Source organism: Limnohabitans sp. TEGF003, assembly GCF_055395455.1.
Map to the genome: position 1 here is coordinate 240647 of NZ_AP029225.1, position 17901 is coordinate 258547.

16 protein-coding genes and 1 other annotated feature are annotated in these 17901 nt (G+C 60.2%); of the genes, 7 read left to right on the forward strand and 9 right to left on the reverse strand.

The annotated features are described in order from the left end of the window. The first annotated feature begins 56 nt into the window (after positions 1–56). Both ACZ5RT_RS01235 and ACZ5RT_RS01240 read left to right on the forward strand, forming a co-directional pair. The gene (locus tag ACZ5RT_RS01235) at positions 57–2159 is read left to right on the forward strand and encodes a molybdopterin-containing oxidoreductase family protein (protein WP_464453262.1); all 2103 of its coding nucleotides are present in this window, start codon (positions 57–59) and stop codon (positions 2157–2159) included. Further along, a complete protein-coding gene (locus tag ACZ5RT_RS01240) occupies positions 2152–2448 on the forward strand; it encodes a polyhydroxyalkanoic acid system family protein (RefSeq protein ID WP_108428555.1) in 297 nt (98 codons plus the stop codon). The genes ACZ5RT_RS01235 and ACZ5RT_RS01240 overlap by 8 nt, the downstream gene beginning before the upstream one ends. A gap of 292 nt (positions 2449–2740) precedes the next feature. Here the strand turns inward: ACZ5RT_RS01240 and ACZ5RT_RS01245 are convergent, their stop codons facing one another. Beyond that, a complete protein-coding gene (locus ACZ5RT_RS01245; RefSeq protein WP_291928097.1) occupies positions 2741–4729 on the reverse strand; it encodes a lytic transglycosylase domain-containing protein in 1989 nt (662 codons plus the stop codon). A 9-nt stretch (positions 4730–4738) separates the two neighbouring features. Here ACZ5RT_RS01245 and ACZ5RT_RS01250 point away from each other — a divergent pair, with 9 nt between their 5' ends. The 3 genes from ACZ5RT_RS01250 (at position 4739) to ACZ5RT_RS01260 (ending at position 7178) form a co-directional block, all read left to right on the forward strand. Beyond that, positions 4739–5323 carry a 5-formyltetrahydrofolate cyclo-ligase gene (locus ACZ5RT_RS01250; protein ID WP_090044859.1) on the forward strand — a complete coding sequence of 195 codons (585 nt, stop codon included), beginning with the start codon at positions 4739–4741 and terminating at the stop codon, positions 5321–5323. A gap of 18 nt (positions 5324–5341) precedes the next feature. Then, positions 5342–5971 (forward strand): TetR/AcrR family transcriptional regulator, encoded by a 630-nt coding sequence (locus ACZ5RT_RS01255; protein ID WP_464453263.1) that lies wholly within the window; start codon positions 5342–5344, stop codon positions 5969–5971. 205 nt (positions 5972–6176) lie between these two features. Next, positions 6177–7178 carry an MBL fold metallo-hydrolase gene (locus tag ACZ5RT_RS01260; RefSeq protein WP_464453264.1) on the forward strand — a complete coding sequence of 334 codons (1002 nt, stop codon included), beginning with the start codon at positions 6177–6179 and terminating at the stop codon, positions 7176–7178. Positions 7179–7215: 37 nt separating this feature from the next. Here ACZ5RT_RS01260 and ACZ5RT_RS01265 read toward each other — a convergent pair whose 3' ends face one another. Both ACZ5RT_RS01265 and ACZ5RT_RS01270 read right to left on the reverse strand, forming a co-directional pair. Beyond that, entirely contained in the window at positions 7216–8067 is an 852-nt protein-coding gene (locus tag ACZ5RT_RS01265; RefSeq protein WP_464453265.1) for a DUF6279 family lipoprotein, read from the reverse strand. After that, the gene (locus tag ACZ5RT_RS01270; protein ID WP_464453266.1) at positions 8064–8630 is read right to left on the reverse strand and encodes a proprotein convertase P-domain-containing protein; all 567 of its coding nucleotides are present in this window, start codon (positions 8628–8630) and stop codon (positions 8064–8066) included. Before ACZ5RT_RS01270 ends, ACZ5RT_RS01265 begins: the two co-directional genes overlap by 4 nt. A gap of 135 nt (positions 8631–8765) precedes the next feature. On the opposite strand from ACZ5RT_RS01270, the gene glmU reads away from it, so the two are divergent. Beyond that, entirely contained in the window at positions 8766–10175 is a 1410-nt protein-coding gene (gene glmU, locus ACZ5RT_RS01275) for a bifunctional UDP-N-acetylglucosamine diphosphorylase/glucosamine-1-phosphate N-acetyltransferase GlmU (RefSeq protein ID WP_424380600.1), read from the forward strand. Between the two features lie 164 nt (positions 10176–10339). Here the strand turns inward: glmU and ACZ5RT_RS01280 are convergent, their stop codons facing one another. Then, the gene (locus tag ACZ5RT_RS01280; protein WP_291928079.1) at positions 10340–10837 is read right to left on the reverse strand and encodes an Lrp/AsnC family transcriptional regulator; all 498 of its coding nucleotides are present in this window, start codon (positions 10835–10837) and stop codon (positions 10340–10342) included. Positions 10838–10974: 137 nt separating this feature from the next. Between ACZ5RT_RS01280 and glmS the strand changes: the two genes are divergently transcribed. Continuing rightward, complete coding sequence (glmS, locus tag ACZ5RT_RS01285) at positions 10975–12837, forward strand: glutamine--fructose-6-phosphate transaminase (isomerizing) (RefSeq protein WP_464453267.1); 1863 nt, start codon at positions 10975–10977, stop codon at positions 12835–12837. Between the two features lie 88 nt (positions 12838–12925). Here glmS and ACZ5RT_RS01290 read toward each other — a convergent pair. From ACZ5RT_RS01290 to ACZ5RT_RS01310, 5 genes are all read right to left on the reverse strand, one after another. Beyond that, positions 12926–14163 (reverse strand): IS3 family transposase gene (locus ACZ5RT_RS01290; protein WP_464453268.1). Its coding sequence is split into 2 segments (ribosomal slippage): positions 12926–13872 and positions 13872–14163, totalling 1239 coding nucleotides; the frame shifts between segments, so codons are not numbered across the junction. Continuing rightward, positions 13766–13882 (reverse strand) — a sequence feature (AL1L pseudoknot). (Overlaps the previous gene by 117 nt.) Before the next feature lie 57 nt (positions 14164–14220). Beyond that, complete coding sequence (locus ACZ5RT_RS01295; RefSeq protein ID WP_464453269.1) at positions 14221–15225, reverse strand: helix-turn-helix transcriptional regulator; 1005 nt, start codon at positions 15223–15225, stop codon at positions 14221–14223. A gap of 105 nt (positions 15226–15330) precedes the next feature. Further along, positions 15331–15627 carry a WCX domain-containing protein gene (locus ACZ5RT_RS01300; protein WP_464454168.1) on the reverse strand — a complete coding sequence of 99 codons (297 nt, stop codon included), beginning with the start codon at positions 15625–15627 and terminating at the stop codon, positions 15331–15333. After that, positions 15627–16286, reverse strand: a complete 660-nt coding sequence (locus tag ACZ5RT_RS01305) for a hypothetical protein (RefSeq protein ID WP_464453270.1) — start codon at positions 16284–16286, stop codon at positions 15627–15629. Before ACZ5RT_RS01305 ends, ACZ5RT_RS01300 begins: the two co-directional genes overlap by 1 nt. A 109-nt stretch (positions 16287–16395) precedes the next feature. Next, positions 16396–17868, reverse strand: a complete 1473-nt coding sequence (locus tag ACZ5RT_RS01310) for an IS5 family transposase (RefSeq protein WP_464453271.1) — start codon at positions 17866–17868, stop codon at positions 16396–16398. Positions 17869–17901: the final 33 nt, after the last annotated feature.

Genomic DNA, 17901 nt, shown 5'->3' on the forward strand with positions numbered 1-17901 from the left:
GTTTGGGCCACAATCAGACCGAATCTTCGCCCCTAGCCCCACCGCAGATCCAGCCCATGACCGACACCCTTTTGGCCCCCCGGACCGTGCGCGGCGCTTGCCCGCACGACTGCCCCGACACCTGCGCCCTGCTGACCACCGTGGAGAATGGCCGTGCCGTCAAGGTGCAGGGCAACCCGGCGCACGCGCCCACCGACGGCGTGCTGTGCACCAAGGTTTCCAGGTACACCGAGCGCACTTACCACCCCGAGCGTTTGCTGCAGCCCCTGCGCCGGGTCGGCCCCAAGGGCTCGGGCCAGTTTGAGCCCGTGGGCTGGGACGAGGCTTTGGACGCGATCGCCGCCCGCCTGAAAACCATCGCCGCTCGCGACCCGCAGGCCATCTTGCCTTACAGCTACGCGGGCACCATGGGCCTGGTGCAAAGCGAGTCGATCGCGGCGCGGTTTTTCCACCAGCTGGGTGCATCGCTGCTGGACCGCACGATTTGCGCCTCGGCCGGGGCCGAAGCGCTGACCCAGACCCTGGGCAACAAAGTGGGCATGAAGAACGAGTTTTTTGCCGAATCCAAGCTCATCGTCATTTGGGGCAGCAACTCGATTGGCAGCAACCTGCATTTTTGGCGCATCGCCCAGGCGGCCAAGCGCAATGGGGCCAAGCTGGTGTGCATCGACCCCCGGCGCAGCGAAACGGCCGAAAAATGCCACGAACACATCGCCTTGCGCCCCGGCACCGACGCCGCGCTGGCGTTATCCCTCATGCATGAGCTGATCGTGCATGGCTGGCTCGATCAGGACTACATCGACCGCTACACCCTGGGCTGGGACGCTTTGAAGGCCCGGGCCCTGCAATGGTCACCCGAGCGGGCGGCCGAGGTGTGTGGTGTGCCGGTGGAGCAAATTCGCCAACTGGCCCGCGACTGGGGCACGACCCAACCCGCGGCCATTCGTTTGAACTACGGCATGCAGCGGGTGCGCGGGGGCGGCAATGCGGTGCGGGCGATTGCGTGTTTGCCTGCGCTCACCGGGGCCTGGCGGCACCGCGCGGGCGGGGTCTTGCTCAGCAGCTCGGGGCATTTCCCGGTGCGGCGGGCGGCTTTGCAGCGGCCCGATTTGTTGGGCGACAGACGCCCGCGCACCATCAACATGGCCACCATTGGCGACGATTTGCTTCGCCCGGCATCGCCCGAATTTGGCCCGAAAATTGAAGCCTTGATCGTCTACAACAGCAACCCGGTGGCTGTGGCCCCCGAGTCGGGCAAGGTGGTGCAGGGCTTTGGCCGCGAAGACCTGTTCACCGTGGTGCTGGAGCATTTCCAGACCGACACCGCCGACTACGCCGACTTCATCTTGCCCGCCACCACGCAGCTGGAGCATTGGGACATTCACACCAGCTACGGCCACACCGACGTGCTGCTCAACCGCCCGGCGATTGCCCCTGTGGGCGGTGCACGCACCAACACCGACATCTTCCGGGCGCTGGCTGCGCGCATGGGTTTTGACGACCCGTGTTTTGCCGAGAGCGACGAAAGCCTCTGCCGCAGCGCCATCGGTGATGCGCAGGATTTTGAGCAACTGCTGGCACACGGCTTTGCCTCTTTGCCCGTGCCCGATGCGCCGTTTGCGCAGGGTGGTTTTCCCACGCCCTCGGGCCGCTGCGAATTTTTCAGCCAACGCCTGGCCGACCAGGGCCTGGATGGCCTGCCCGATCACCTGCCCAACTACGAGCTGGCCGCACCGGGCGGCCGCTACCCGCTGGCCATGATTTCACCGCCTGCGCGCAACTTTTTGAACTCGACCTTTGTCAACGTACAAAGCCTGCGCGACATCGAAGCCGAGCCGGTGCTGGAGATGCATCCGCAAGACGCCGCGGCGCGAGGCATTGTGGACGGGGTCGTGGTGCGTGTCTTCAATGACCGGGGCACTTACCACTGCAAGGCGCGGGTGAACCAGCGTGCACGGCCGGGTGTGGTCAACGGCTTGGGCATCTGGTGGCGCAAGCTGGGCCTGAACGGCACCAACGTCAACGAGCTGACCAGTCAGCACCTGACCGATCTGGGCCGAGCACCCGTGTTTTACGACTGCTTGGTGGAGGTGGCTTTGGACACCGCATTCGCCGCCCAAGGCGCGAACCCCCAAGCCCAGGAAACGCACCATGCCTGAACTGAAGATCGAACGCGAACACACCCTGGGCCTGGCGGGTGCACGCGCCGTGGCCGACCGCTGGCGCGAGCAGGCCGAGCAAGACTGGGGCATGGCCTGCGTGTCTGAGCCTGGTGAGGCACAAGACCGCATGCGCTTTGAGCGCAGTGGGGTGAGTGGCGAGTTGAGGGTGAGCGACACCCGTTTTGACCTGCAGCTGAAACTGGGTTTTTTGTTGGGCGCCTACAGCGGCAAGATCGAAGCAAAAATCCGGGCCAATCTGGATGAGTTGTTAGGGCCCGAGGCCTGAGTTCGGATTCCACCTTTTTGGGTCGTGCCCAGCTTGATTGGATTCTCATGGCGATCGGAGGCTGGACTCTCGATCGAGGACGACAAACTCCCCTTGTCATACCCGTGCAGGCGGGTGTCCATGTCAGCCGAAGGCATGGACCCCCGATCAAGTCGGGGGTGACGAGAGAGGAGTGATGAGACAGGAGCTTGTGCCTCCATTTGTCATGCCCGGCTTGACCGGGTATCCATCGCCATCGCAGGCATGGACCCTCGATCGATTCGAGGGCGACACATCAAGTGCCGGCGCTCTTTCAGGGCAAATCCTTGTTCACCTCGGCCATGGGGGAGTTGCGCGGTCCCACTTGGCCCAGGCGCGCCTTGAGCGACTGCGGTTGGCGCGTCAGGATGGCGGCGTAGTTGGTGGTGTTGGACAGCACTTTCTTCACGTAATCGCGCGTTTCCTGGAACGGGATGTTTTCGGCCCAGATGGCGGCTTCGAGCACCGGGCCGTTGCGCCAATTGCGTGGGCGGCTGGGGCCTGCGTTGTAGGCGGCCGTGGCCATGGGCATGGAGCCCTCAAAGTCGTCCAGCACCAGTTTCAGGTAACCCGTGCCAATGGCCACGTTCACCTCCCGGTCGGTGATCTGGTCCGGGGTGAAATTGTTCAAGCCTATTTTCTTGGCGGTCCATTTGGCGGTGGCGGGCATGACCTGCATCAGGCCAGACGCGCCCACATGCGAGCGGGCGTCCATGATGAAACGGCTTTCCTGTCGTATCAGGCCGTACACATAGGCCGGGTCGAGTTGGATCTCGCCCGCGCGGCGCACCACGATCTCGCGCAGCGGCATGGGAAAGCGTTGGTCAAAGTCGATCACGTCCTTGGTCCGGTCGCTGGTGTTGATGCAGCGGTCCCAGACCTGGCGTTGGCAAGCCAGGTCGGCAGCGGCCAGCAGTTCGCGGTCGTTCATGCCGCCGGGCGTGTGCAAGTTGGTGCTGTAGTTCCACTCGCGGTTGCCTTCGGGGCGCAGACCGATCTGGATGGCGTACAGGGCGCGTTGCAGACCGGGGTTGGTGAGGGCGGCGGCTTTTTCCTGGGGCGTCAGCGCCATGGGGCGTTCAGGCGCGGTGATGGGCTGGCCCAGGTCTTCCAGTGCCAGTTGTTCGTAAAAGCCCTTCACACTGGCGATGCTGCGCAGCAGGCCTTGCGCCTCTTGCCGTTGGGCCGTGTCCTGCGCGGTGGCCATCAGGGCGCGGGCTCGCCAGTAAACCCAGGCGGGGTCTTTTTGCGATTCCGGGCTCATGGCCTGGGTGGCCGAGAGCACCTGACGCCACTGGCCCTGGCGCAAGGCGGCGCGCACTTTCCAACTCAGCAAATCGTCGTTCAGATCACTGTCTTTTTGCACTTTGGCAAAGTGGCTGGCGGCGTTGTCCTGCAGTTTTTGGGCGGCTTGTTTGCCGATCACGCCCCAGGTCCAGTTGCGCTCCTCTTGGCTCAGCTGGAGAGCCCAGCGCCTGTTCAGCAGATCGGCTGCTTCGTCCGGGTCTTTGGCAGCCAGCCGGATCAGGGCCAGCACCGCCAGCTCTTTGCGATTGCGGGTGATGGCGATGATGCGTTTGTCCAGGTATTTTGCCGGATCGGCGTGAATCAGGGCCACTTGTTCCGACAGGCGGGGGGCTTCGATGTCCACGGCCGCTTGTGCTGCGCGGGGGCGGTTCGCGTCCATGGCGATGCGCGCCTTGCGCCACAGATCCAGACCGTTGATTTGTTTGCCCGAGTGCAAGTGGTCGGCCACGTAGGTGCAGCCGTCGTCGGCCTCGCGCAGGCTGTACCACAGGCGCTTGGCTTCCTCGGCCACATCGGCTTTGCTGTTCATGGCTTCGGTGGCCAGAGCGTAGCAGCGCAATTCACGGTCATCGCGCATGCGGTAGCGCGGGTATTCGGCGGTGAAGGTGGCCCAGTCGCGGCGTTTGCCCAGCTGCAGCAACCAGTCGTTGCGCAGGCGGTCTTCGTAGTAGCTGCCCGCGTAGGTGTTCAAAAAACTGCGGATTTCAGACTCGGGCGCGGTGTCCAGGCGCACGCGCATGTCCCAATACGCCGCCAGGGGCTCCAGCACATGGCCACGGGCCTGAGGCAGCAGCGCGGCCAAGCGGTTTTTGTCGCCTTTTCTGAAGGCCTGGTGCATCTCCAGGATGACTTCGTCACCCTTGTTGGGGGCCTGGACTTGGGCCTGGGCGTGGGGGCTCCAAAGGCCTGTCGCGGCCAGTGCACAAACCAGTGTCAGAATCTGAGTGAATTTCATGGGTCGATTATGGACAAAGCCGAAGCAAAACGCGCCTTGAGAAAAGCCTTGATTGAAGAAAGGTTGAATCTGCCGGACCGCCTGGCCCGGGCCGAAGCCTTGCAGCGCGTCATGCGCATCTGGCTGTTTGACCGCCCGGACACCGTGATCGGCGCTTATTGGCCCATCAAGGGCGAGTTCGACCCTTTACCGGTGCTGCATCGCTGGAAGGAAGACGGTGAGTTGAACGGCGAGCCCCAGCGCCGCCGCATCGGCCTGCCTGTGGTCAACAAGTTGCACAAAACCCTGACTTTCCACACCTGGTACCCCGGCTGTGCGATGGAAGAAGACGCCTACGGCATCCCCAAACCCAAAGACACCGAAGTCATCGTCCCTACTTTGCTGTTTGTGCCGTGCGTGGGCTATGGCACGGGCGGTTACCGCTTGGGTTACGGCGGCGGCTTTTACGACCGAACCCTGGCCACCCTGCAGCCCAAGCCCTTTACCGTCGGTTTGGGTTTCACCCACGGCTTTGTGGACGACCTGGAACCCGAAGACCACGACCAGCCGCTGGATGCCATCCTGAACGACAACGGCGTGGTCTGGCCGGTTTGAGCGAGCAGCAGTAAAACCATGGCCCGACCCAAATCAGCAACCCACGACATCAAGCGCGACGCGATCCTCGACATCGCCGCGCAATGCTTTGCGCAGCGCAGCTACCCTGCGGCCAGCATGAACGAGATCGCCACCGCCTGCGGCACCTCCAAGGCGCGGCTGTACCACTATTACGAGAGCAAGGAAGCAATCCTGTTTGACTTGCTGGATCGGCACACCCAGCGTTTGCTGGCGCTGATTGCGCAGACCGAGGCGATTGCACAGCGAAAAAATCTGGACGAGCGCGCCACGCTGCATGAGCTGGTGCGGGCGTTTTTGCAGGAATACGAAACCTCGGCAACCCGGCACGCGGCCTTGCTCAATGACACGCAGTTTTTGAGCGATGTCCCCGACGCGGCCTTGCCCTCCGGCACCGTCTCGCCGCGCGAGTTGATTCTGAACCGCCAGCGTGACATCGTCGCGGCCATGACCCGTTTCATGAAACGGGCCTACCCCGGTCGGCTCACCCCGACCAACCAGACGGCGTTGACCATGATGCTGCTGGGCATGATCAACTGGACCTTCACCTGGCTGCGCCCGGGCGGACCGATCAGCTATGCGGCTTTTGCCGAAGAGGTCATTGCCATGCTGGAAAAGGGTCTGGGCTGAGTTTCATGCCATCTTTTGGGGGGACTTCCATGTGGGAGCGAGCCCCTGCTCGCTAATATTGGCCGGAGCCCGTTCACGCATTCGGCCGCAGGGGTGGCCTCCCACAAGACAGCTCTTTGCAAAGACATTGATGATTGAAATTTACCAATGCGTAACGCATTTCGTTTAGGTAAAATCAGTCCATTCATTGACCGGAGAAATTTCCATGTCCAACGCCCCTACAAAAGCCTTCGCCAGCCAAGCCGATCTGGAGGAGAAGAAGATCACTTTCGAGCAACTCAGCCAGCACTGCTGGGCCTATACCGCCGAGGGTGACCCCAATTCGGGCGTGATCATTGGTGACCGCTTCATCATGGTCAGCGACGCCACCGCCACCCCGGCCATGGCGCAAGACCTGATCAAAAAAATCCGTACTGTCAGCGACCTGCCCATCAAATATGTGCTGCTGACCCATTACCACGCGGTGCGCGTGCTGGGCGCCTACGCCTACGCCGCCGAAGGCGCGACCGAGATCATCGCCAGCGAAGGCACGCTGGACCTGATCAAGGAGCGCGGTGCGCAGGACATGAAGAGCGAGATGGAGCGCTTTCCGCGCCTGTTCCGTGGGGCCGACAGCGTGCCCGGCCTGACCTGGCCCACCATGGTGGTCGGCGGTGGCAATCCCACAAAAGGCGAAGTCCCCGGCAAGCTCAGCATCAACCTGGGCGGCGTGGTGGTGCAGATCTGGCATCCAGGTCCTGGCCACACCCGCGGCGACACGATCGCCTGGGTGGAAGAAGAAAAAGTGCTGTTCAGTGGTGACCTGGTCGAGTACGAAGCCGGGGTCTACACGGGCGACGCCCAGCTCGAAGAGTGGCCCGCCACGCTGGAAGCCTTGCGCGCCCTGAAGGCCGAGTTCATTGTGCCCGGCCGCGGCGAAGCGATGAAGGGCAACGCCAACGTCAACAAGGCGCTGGACTACACCAAGCGCTGGGTCGAAACGCTTTACAAGGCGGGCAAGGAAGCCGTGGCCGCCAAGATGGACCTGAAAGCCGCCATGGCCCATACCCGCAAGGCCATGGACCCCGTCTTCGGTCATGTGTTCATTTACGAGCACTGCCTGCCGTTCGACGTGACCCGGGCTTATGACGAAGCCAGCGGCATCAAGAATCCCCGTATCTGGACGGCTGAGCGCGACATGGAGATGTGGAAGGCGCTGCAAAGCTGACGGAGCGCAGGCAGTCGCGGCAAATTGGGGCAGCGCCTCAAGGCAGGATCAGGTCGCGCAAGTCGCGTTCGTAGGCACGGACGCGGCGTACCGCACGCTGGCGCTGTTCAGCACTGGTGGTGTTGTGCAGCTGGGTCAAGTTGTTGCAGGCCTGCTGAGACATGGCCTGCATCAAGGCCGCACCTGCAGCGTCTGGAGGCTTGAGCCAGCGCTGCCACACGCTCCACAACTCGGCTTCGACCTGGGCCACGGGCATCTGGCCTTGTGACACCCGCTGCAGCGTGGCCAGCAGATCCTTTTGGCGTCGCTGGCGGTCCTGGCGACCCCATTCGGCGGTCCACGGTGACTGTGCCAGATGGGCCTTGATCAAGGCGGTTTGCTCAGCCTGGAGTCCGCCATAAAAATCCTTGTAACGGTTCACCACCCGTTCCACCCGACGCTCCATGCGTGCCTGTTCATCGCCGCGCAGCCAGTCTTTTTCCCATTCTTCGTTCTTGCTGTCCCACTGTCGCGCCAGGTGGCTGAGTTGGCGTGGACCCAGCATCATGGCCACCGGGGCAGCTTGACGCACCGCCTCGCGCATCAGACGGTCAAGCCGGGTTTGCACTTCGGCAAAGGCGCTGCACACCTGGGTGCTCTCCACGGTCCCTTGGCTCCACTGGGCCGATCGATTCAAGAAGTCGGCATAACTGGTCAACTCTTCGCGGCGGTGCCATTGGTGCAGTTGCTCCAGCGCCTCTTTGGCGCGCAAGGACTGTTCGCTGTTGAATGAGATCGCGCTGTCCAGCCACCAATACGACAGCGTGGGAAGCTGTTGGTAGCCCAGCTTGATGGCGCTGCAGCCTTGTAAGGCGAGAAAGGCCAGCAGTGCAAGGAGGTAGCGGGTCATTCCAGGCCTTCAACTTTCATGGACCAGCCGACCAAGTAGCCTGCTTGGTTGGATATTGAATTGGTATCTGTCACGCCGACAGTCCAATTGCGGTCCGCGCTGTTGGGCAGTGGTAAGTCCGTGATGGGCAAAGGAATGCTGAACGTCTTGCCTGAAATGAGGCATGTTTCACCCGGCTGGGCTTTTTGCAAGTCGAGCGCTACGGTGGTGCTGTTGGGCATGCGCAGCTGCGCGGTGAGTTCTGAAATTTGAGGGTGGTCAATGCACAAACTGACGCTGGCAGACTGGATGGTTTGTACCGCGCAGGTGTTGAATTGCCGGGGCACCGATTCGGTCAGCGAGTTGTTGATGGTGTACCCGCCACCGCTGCCATTGGCGTATTGGAGCGGCAGCTCGCAAACGGCAGTTTTCGACGTGGGGGGGGACGTTTCTGGTCCACCGCCGCTGCCTCCACCCCCGCAAGCTGCCAGAAAACAGGTCGTCGCGAAGAGGGGCGCCAGCCAGAAAGGTGATCGCATGCAAGACTCCGAAATGTATGAGCTTGTATCGGCTTTGGCGGCCAATACCCTCAGACATTGTCCACCCAAGGCCAAACCCGTGACTTGACCGGGCTCAAGTGGCAGGGAGTGGGTTTCAGTCTGGCGATAATCTTGGAGTGCGCCGCGCCCCGAACCCGGCCCCGCTTTTGAAAGATTTCCATGAGTTTGAATACCCCGTTTCCCATCGATGTCGTCGTGATGGCCGCTGGCAAAGGCACCCGCATGAAAAGCCGCTTGCCCAAAGTGCTCCAGCGGCTGGCGGGTGTGCCGCTGGTGCAGCATGTGCTGAACACGGCTGCGCTCTTGGATGCCCGTTCGGCCGTGGTCATCACCGGGCACGGCGCTGACCAGGTGGAGCCCGTGTTGCTGGCCCCGGGCCAAGCCCTGGCGGTGCAGTGCGTGCGCCAAGAGCCGCAGCTGGGCACAGGCCACGCTGTGCAGCAGGCCGTGCCCGTGCTGGCCGACGATGGTGTGGTGGTGATCTTGTCGGGCGATGTGCCTTTGACCCAGGCGGGCACCCTGCAGGCGTTGATTGCCCAATGTGGTGGCGACCAGCTGGCGCTGCTCACCATCGATTTTGCTGACCCCACAGGTTACGGCCGCATTGTCCGAAAGGGTGAAGCCGTGCAAGCCATCGTCGAGCACAAAGACGCGACCGATGCGCAGCGCCAGATCCAGGAGGTCTACAGCGGCATCATGGCCGTGCCCGCCAAGCTGCTCAAAGGCTGGCTGGGCCGCATTGACAACCAGAACGCCCAGGGTGAGTACTACCTGACCGACGTGGTCAAGCTGGCCGTGGCCGATGGCGTGCCTGTGGTGGCGCACAAGATCGCCGACCCGCTGCAGGTGGCCGGCATCAACAGCCCGGTGCAACTGGCCGAGCTGGAGCGTGCCCACCAGCTGCGCCAGGCGCATCGCCTGATGGAACAAGGCGTGCGCCTGAAAGACCCCGCCCGCTTTGATCTGCGCGGTCAGCTCGATTGCGCGCAAGACGTCGAGATCGATGTGAATTGCGTTTTTGAAGGCCGTGTGTCCTTGGGCGAAGGCGTGAAGATCGGCGCGAACTGCGTGATTGCCAACTGCACCATCGCAGCGGGCGCGGTGATTCACCCTTTCACCCACATCGACGGCGAAAAATTGGGCGTGAGCGTGGGCGAGGGCGCCTTGATCGGCCCGTTTGCCCGCTTGCGCCCCGGCGCGCAGCTGGGGGCTGAAGTGCACATCGGCAACTTTGTCGAGGTGAAAAATTCCACCCTGGCCCAGGGTGCCAAAGCCAACCACCTGGCCTATTTGGGTGACGCCACCGTGGGCGAGCGGGTGAACTACGGCGCGGGCAGCATCACGGCCAACTACGACGGTGCCAACAAGCACCGCACGGTGATCGAGGCCGATGTCCACATTGGCAGCAACTGCGTGCTGGTGGCCCCGGTGACGATTGGGGCAGGCGGCACGGTGGGCGGCGGCTCCACCATCACCAAGAGCACCGAACCCGGTTCGCTGAGCGTGGCGCGCGGCAAGCAGATCAGCATTGCCAACTGGGCGCGCCCCACCAAAAAGCCCAAAGCCTGAAGCTGTTCAAGGGGGTGGGGTCGCAGCTTGACCGGTTTTTTGTGGGAGGCTGCCCCTGCGGCCGAAGGGTTGTTTGGCTTGAACGCCTGAAGCGTCCCGCAAACATTCGCGAGCAGGGGCTCGCTCCCACGAAGCCCGACTCGTGGATGGCTGTGAACGGATTTTTAAACAACAGGCGGTTTCGTCAGCGGCCAGGTCGTCGTGAACTTGGCCCGTTTGGTCGCAAAAAACGCCTTCACATTGCGCACATTCGCATCCTGCGTGAAGAGCACCTGGCTGATGGCGAGGTAATGCGGCATGTCGCGCGCCTGCACCACCAGCATGAAGTCCGGCCCGGGGGACACGCGCCAGCACTGCTGCACCGCATCGTGCGCCACGGCCCGGACTTCAAAGGCGTCCAGGTGTTCGCTGCCCTGCTGGTCCAAAGACACTTCGACCAAGGCTGTCAGCCCGTGGCCGAGCGTGGCGGCGAGCCGGTCGGTGCTGAGCACGGCCACTTGCCGCTCGACCCAGCCGCCCTCGACCAAGCGTTTGACGCGGCGCAGGCAGGTGGGCGGCGAGACATTGACTTTTTCGGCCAGCGCCACATTGCTCAGGCTGGCGTCGCGCTGCAGGCTGTCGAGCAGTTGCAAGTCGATGGCGTCGAGTTCGTTAGATTCCATTTATTAAATTTTAATGAAATTAAATTCCACTTCAATAGTTTTGTGAAATAAAAAACCGTAAATAAAGAAATATTGATCTGATATTTTTGTTGGCCGTGCCTACCATCGCTGCCATTCCCCCAATTGAGGAGTCTTTCATGTGTGGCATCGTCGGCGCCGTTTCTTCCCGCAACATCGTTCCTGTACTCGTTCAGGGCCTGCAACGTCTCGAATACCGGGGCTATGACTCCTGCGGCGTGGCCGTGCACGCGGCCAGCCTGTGCGGCGGCACGGGCGGGCTGCAGCGCGCCCGCAGCACCTCGCGTGTGGCCGAGCTGATGGACCAGGTGAGCGCCGACCACATCGAAGGCGGCACCGGCATCGCCCACACCCGTTGGGCCACGCACGGCGCGCCCGCCGTGCACAACGCACACCCGCATTTCAGCCATGGCACAGGCGCGGCCGACGCCAAACCCGGCAAGGTTGCGCTGGTGCACAACGGCATCATCGAGAACCACGAAGAACTGCGCGCCGCTCTGCAGGCCAAGGGCTATGTCTTTGCCAGCCAGACCGACACAGAGGTCATCGCCCATTTGGTCGACAGCGTGTACGACGGTGACTTGTTTGAAGCCGTCAAAACCGCCATTCGCCAACTGCACGGTGCGTATGCGATTGCGGTCTTCCACAAAGACGAACCGCAGCGCGTGATCGGTGCGCGTGCCGGTTCGCCTTTGATTTTGGGCGTGGGCCAAGGCGAGACTTTCCTCGCCAGCGACGCGATGGCGCTGGCGGGCGTGACCGACCAGATCGTTTACCTGGAAGAGGGCGATGTGGTCGACATCCAGCTGGGCAAATACTGGGTGGTGGACCGCGACCACAAGGCCGTGACCCGCACCGTGAAAACCGTGCACGCCCACAGCGGCGCGGCCGAGCTGGGCCCCTACCGCCACTACATGCAAAAGGAAATCTTCGAGCAGCCGCGCGCCATTGCCGACACCCTCGAAGGCGTCGAAGGCATCACGCCCGAGCTGTTCGGCGACGGCGCGTACAGCACCTTCAAGGCCATCGACAATGTGTTGATCTTGGCCTGCGGCACCAGCTACTACAGCGGCTGTGTGGCCAAGTACTGGATCGAGGCCATCGCCAAAGTGCCTTGCCAGGTCGAGATCGCCAGCGAATACCGCTACCGCGAATCGGTGCCTAACCCCAACACGTTGATCGTCACCATCACCCAAAGCGGCGAGACCGCCGACACCCTGGCCGCGCTGCGCCACGCGCAAAGCTTGGGCATGACGCACACGCTCACCATCTGCAACGTGTCCACCAGCGCCATGGTGCGCGAGTGCAAACACGCTTATGTGACCCGCGCCGGGGCGGAGATCGGTGTGGCCTCCACCAAGGCCTTCACCACGCAGTTGGCCGGTTTGTTTTTGCTCACGCTGGCTTTGGCCCAGACCAAAGGCCGCTTGTCAGAGGCCGAGGAAGCCGAGCACATCAAAGCCATGCGCCACCTGCCCGCCGCGCTGCAAGCCGTGCTGGCGCTGGAGCCCCAAATCATCGCCTGGGCCGAAGAGTTCGCCAGCAAAGAAAACGCGCTGTTTTTGGGCCGAGGCACGCACTACCCCATCGCGCTGGAAGGTGCTCTCAAACTCAAAGAGATCACCTACATCCACGCCGAAGCCTATGCGGCGGGTGAACTCAAACACGGCCCGCTGGCCTTGGTCACCAGCGCCATGCCCGTGGTCACCGTGGCCCCCAACGACCAGCTGCTGGAAAAGCTGAAAAGCAACATGCAAGAGGTGCGCGCCCGCGGCGGTGTGCTGTATGTGCTGGCCGACGGCGACACGAAGATCGAAAGCAGCGAAGGCGTCAATGTGATCCGCATGCCTGAGCACTATGGCGTGTTGTCACCGATCTTGCATGTGGTGCCGCTGCAGTTGCTCAGCTATCACACGGCGTGTGCGCGGGGGACGGATGTGGACAAGCCGAGGAATCTGGCGAAGTCGGTCACGGTGGAGTAATTCCGTTCGGGGGTATTTCTGAAGGTGGTTTTCTCGTCCGCTTTCAGATGGTGCTGAATCGCCCCGGGTTTCGTGGAGGCCAGTTGGTTTAAGTCGAGACCTCTGTCTCGTTCTTGCCGGCTAGCTGCCGGTAGTAGTTCTCCTCAGCTTCAGCCGGTGGAATATATCCAATCGAGCTGAGCAGTCGGTGGTGGTTGAACCAAGCCACCCATTCCAGGGTCGCCAGCTCCAGTGCCTCCTTGGTTTTCCAAGGCGCACAGCGGTGGATCAATTCGGCCTTGTACAGCCCATTGATCGTCTCGGCCAAGGCGTTGTCGTAGCTGTCGCCACGGCTGCCCACCGAGGGCTCTATCCCAGCTTGGGCCAGGCGTTCGGTGTAGAGAATGGAAACGTATTGAGACCCTCTGTCCGAGTGATGTATCAATGCACCTGAGCGCTCAGGCTGCCTGTCGAACAAGGCTTGCTCCAGCGCATCCAAAACAAAGTCAGTGCGCATGGAGCTGCTGACTCGCCAGCCCACGATGCGCCGGGCAAACACGTCAATCACAAAGGCCACGTATTGCCAGCCCTGCCAGGTGCTGACGTAGGTGAAGTCCGACACCCACAGCTGGTTGGGCCGATCGGCCTTGAATTGACGGTTGACCCGGTCCAACGGGCAGGGAGCTGCTTTGTCCGGGACCGTCGTGCGGATGACCTTGCCCCTGCGCACACCCTGCAACCCCATGCGTTTCATGAGCCGCTCGACCGTGCAGAGGGCCACTTCTGTGCCTTCTCTGTTCATTTGATGCCAGACCTTGTCTGCGCCGTAGACCTGCATATTGGCCTGCCACACTGCTTGTATCTGGGGCATCAGCGTTTCATCACGTTTGGCCCGGGCACAGCGCAGTTCGGGCTTGCGTTTAAGGGCGGCATGGCACCTGTAGCCAGACGGGGCAATTTGCAGCACTTTGCAAATCGGCTCGACCCCGTAGGTGGCACGATGTTTATCTACAAAGGCTCTCAGGACTTGAGTCGGCGGTCGAGCTCCGCCTGGGCAAAAAAAGCGCTCGCCAGCTTGAGGATCTCGTTGGCTTTGCGCAGCTCTTTGACTTCACGCTCAAGGTCTTTGATGCGGGCTCGCTCGTCAGAGCTGAGGCCATCGCGCATGCCTGCATCAACTTCGTGCTGGCGAACCCAGTCGTTGAGGGTTTGCGGCACACACCCGATCTTGGGGGCAATTGATTCAATGGTGGCCCAAAGAGATGGGTACTCGCCGCGGTGTTCGAGCACCATGCGGACAGCGCGTTCGCGCATTTCGGGTGAAAAACGGTTTGATTTCTTGCTCATGGCTCCATCTTCTCAAAGTGTGGAGCCTCCTCAAAATCCGGGGCGATTCACAGACGATTATTTGTACATGGCAGCAGACTTTGCCAAATCTGATTTCAATCGAGCAACCAGGAATTCGGGTTTGAGGGCCTGAACATGAAAAGCCATGCTGAGAAGCCAACGCACCAGTTCTTCGGTGATGTGCATGTCCACTGTTAGAACGTAACTCCCGTCGGCCGCGTCCTCGTGCTTCTGTCCTGGGGCCAATGGGGTTTCCTTGATCCACTGTGATTGAGCGTCAATTTTGAGCACAACCTTTTCGAGTCTCCCATAAGCGTCAGCCGGGAAAACCGGATGACCTATCCCCTTGGCCAAGAACATCTTCAAGTCCCAGCCGTCGGGTTTTTCTAGGTAACCTGTGACTGCTACTGCAGCACGAATGCGCGCTAACAAGAAGCGATCCGCATTTTTTTGGCCCTGTTTCTTGGCTACCAAATATGTGCGAACACCTTGCTGTACCAGTGCCAAGGGGCTGACAACGCATTCCTCTTCTCTTTGTGTGGCAGCATGGATGTAGCGTATGCGCAGCATCTCTTCATGCAACAAGGCGCTTTGGACCGTTTGTTTAATCGACTCGTCCACCTCGGGCTGGCAAAAGGGGAGTACTGCCGGAAGCACTTCAATTTTGGCCAACCATTTATGACCTTCATCTGCAGACACATGCACTCCGCCTCTGGAGGCTATGACGGCATCCACCGCTGTCTGTTGAGCTGCCTCAAAAAATGGTGACAGAGCGCGATGCGCTTGCTTTGGGAGCAAATCAGTTCCGAATTTGCTCAACAAGCCAAAGGCCATCATTTGCTCTTGGCTCATGGGCATGAGCATCATGGGAGCTTCTGCTTTGAGTCGGTAGTAATGCTCTTTTTGTTTCCCGTTCTGATTCTCTTTTTGTTTTTGGATGTCGAGGCTGTTGGGATAAATCTTGGCAATCGAGTCCAGATTGTTTTTGATTTTTTTGCGCATGCTCTCGATGGTGCTGGCTTTGCCCCAATGACCACGTAAAGCATTGGCCAGATCAGACATGGTGACGGGTTTTTGTGGCTCCCTAGGCAGCTTCTTCAGAAGCTCCAGCTGAAATTTACTCATTCCCATTCGAAATCCCTAGGATTACAGATCGACGCAACGATCTTACACAAGTCTGTACTTACTCAGAGCTTTGAGTAAATCATGACGAACTTTTTCCCGAAGGTTTGGAGGGTGAAGTACTTCGACCCTTGAGCCCAGGCTCTGTATCCAGTGCAAAAGATCGGGCGAGACGACTATGGACACATCTAACCATATTTCCTCATTGACTATGGTTATTCGCTGATCGACCCCAAGAGGTGAAGTTTGCAATTCATTTGCAAGTTCTGAATCGACGCTTAACCGAAGAAGAGTTGTCAAATGCTCTTCAGTCATCATGACGGGATTTGTCTGAGCTGGCATCAAGGGGCAACTTTCAAAAATTTCAGGGAGCGGACGATGGCTTGTCGTTCCTTTTCCTGATCTGGTGTCAGAGCGGCAGTGTCAACCATGATGTATCTTTGGCTGTTGCTGATCAGCCCCCAGAAGCAGACTCCACCAGCTGCATGAAACCCGGTTTGTTCATCTTCGACGCTACACAAGATGTTCGAGGCGAAACCCGTCCATTGGTTTGTAACAATTCGTTCAGCCGGTGGGTTGTTGAAACGACCGAAGGTGACGCGGTATCCCTGAGAGTCTTTTTCAAATATGGCGTGTTTCTGGTTTGCCGATGTGAAGTCTCCTTGACCAACAGTGATGTGAATCAGATACCCGTCATCTCGTGAAAGAGTTCGGCCATTGAGTGCGCGGTAGGCTTGTAGATTCAATGGCCGCTTGTGGACATGATCTCGTAAGGCAGCGATATCCGTCAAAAATAATTCCCTGCCTTGTTGCGAAACTTTGTAGTGCGCAGGGTGCTCGAACTGGATACCCAACTCTGGTGATTGGTACAACACCCATCGTGTTTGCGAAGCCTTTTTTTTGATCGCGGTATCCCCAGCACTCACCTTCAAATAGTTGTTGTAGGCGTATGAATACTGCGCGAACAGCATTGCAGCGATAGCGATTAAATGTTTTATCACGATCTTCTCAGATTAAATTTGAATGCATTTACAGGGCATCGTGGTGTTAACTTCATACACGTCAGATGCCCATGATTTAATTTCATTAGTCGTCCCTGCAAAATTCATTTCAAGCCAGCGCCCAGCGTTGATCTGAGTTTTGCAGTCGGTTGAGGCCGAAGATTTCTGCCAATTTCTCAAACAAACCCGCTAAACCGCTCACCTGCAACAGACACAACAAAAGGCCCAGGCCTTTCTTGACGATCATCCGCAGCAGCCAGCGGATGTTGTAGCCCGCCGCGCACAGCACCGCGTGCAGCGCATCACCCTCTGAGCCCTTGAGGTGGCAGCGATCCATGCGGTGGTCGGCCTTGAGGTGCCCGATGATCGGCTCGATGGCTTGGCGTCTTTTGAGCAGCCTGCGCTCTTCATCTGTGAGCCGCTTGTCCTTGCCACGGTGTTTGATCTCGATGTCCGGGTTGTCCTTGTCCACCCCCCGGTAGCCCAAGTCTGCGTACACCACCTCGGGCTTGACGCCCAAGCCCTGCATCAAGATGGCGCTTTGCTCGATCTGCTCATGCATGGTGTGCCCGTCATACGGGTTACCGGGAAAGCTCCTGGCACCCACGATCAGATTGCCCTTGAGCGTCATGGCCAGGCCCACCTTCACACCAAATTCGTACGGGTTGCGGCTCTTTCCCTTGCTGATGCACTCCACCTCGGGTGCATGCCAGCTGTAGAGCTTGGCGCGGTTGTCCACTGCCTTGCGGCTGCCGGTCTGCGTGACCAAGCGTTTGGCCTTGCCCAAGGTCTGGCCCAAGGTGTCTTGTATGGCTTGGCTGAGCGTGGTCATCTTGCGAGCCACCTCGCGCTGCAGCCTGCCAACGATGGTGCGTTGGCGTTTGATGACTTTGCGCATGCGTTTGAATTGACGCGCATGGGCGTAGCGCCCAGCCTTGTAGCCCAGCAGTTGCCCTTCTTTGGCGTAGGTTTGCTTGAGCTCGATGCCATTGGCTTTGGCCGCCTCCACCACCTTGGACCTGGCGGTCTCCAGCAGCTTGCTGTCTGTGGGGTGAGCCACGGCTTTTTCTTGCACCGTGGAGTCCACGATCACGCGCGTCAACTCTTTCTTGGCGATCAGCTTGAGCGTGACGGCCACCTCCATGGTGCGGGCCAGCAGCTCTTCCACACCTTCTTCGCCAAGGGCTTTACGGAAGCGCCCCAGTTGTGTCGGGTCGCACGGCCATTGGTGCTCGAAATACTCATTGCCAGAAAAGTATTGCCAAGTGGGGGTCTCGCCCCAACGCTGAATCACGTCTTCATCGCTCTCGTTGAACGCATGCTTGAGGTACAGCAGCGCCACCATCAGACGGGTGGGCAAACGAGGACGGCCAGCATTGGAGACGCCGCCACCGGCAACGGCCGAGACCGGGCCAAACAAATCCAAATCTTCGATCTTCTTGCCAGCCTTGACCTGGCGTGCCCAACGATGGGCGAGGGAAGCTTCGATTTCTTGCCAAGGCATGCGGTTGGCCAGTACCGCAAGCGGGTGACGCAAATCGATCATCTGGTCCAGGCGGTTGCGGAAAAAGTCATCGGTCATGGCGCTGATTTCAAAAACTCCCAGAAAACAGCC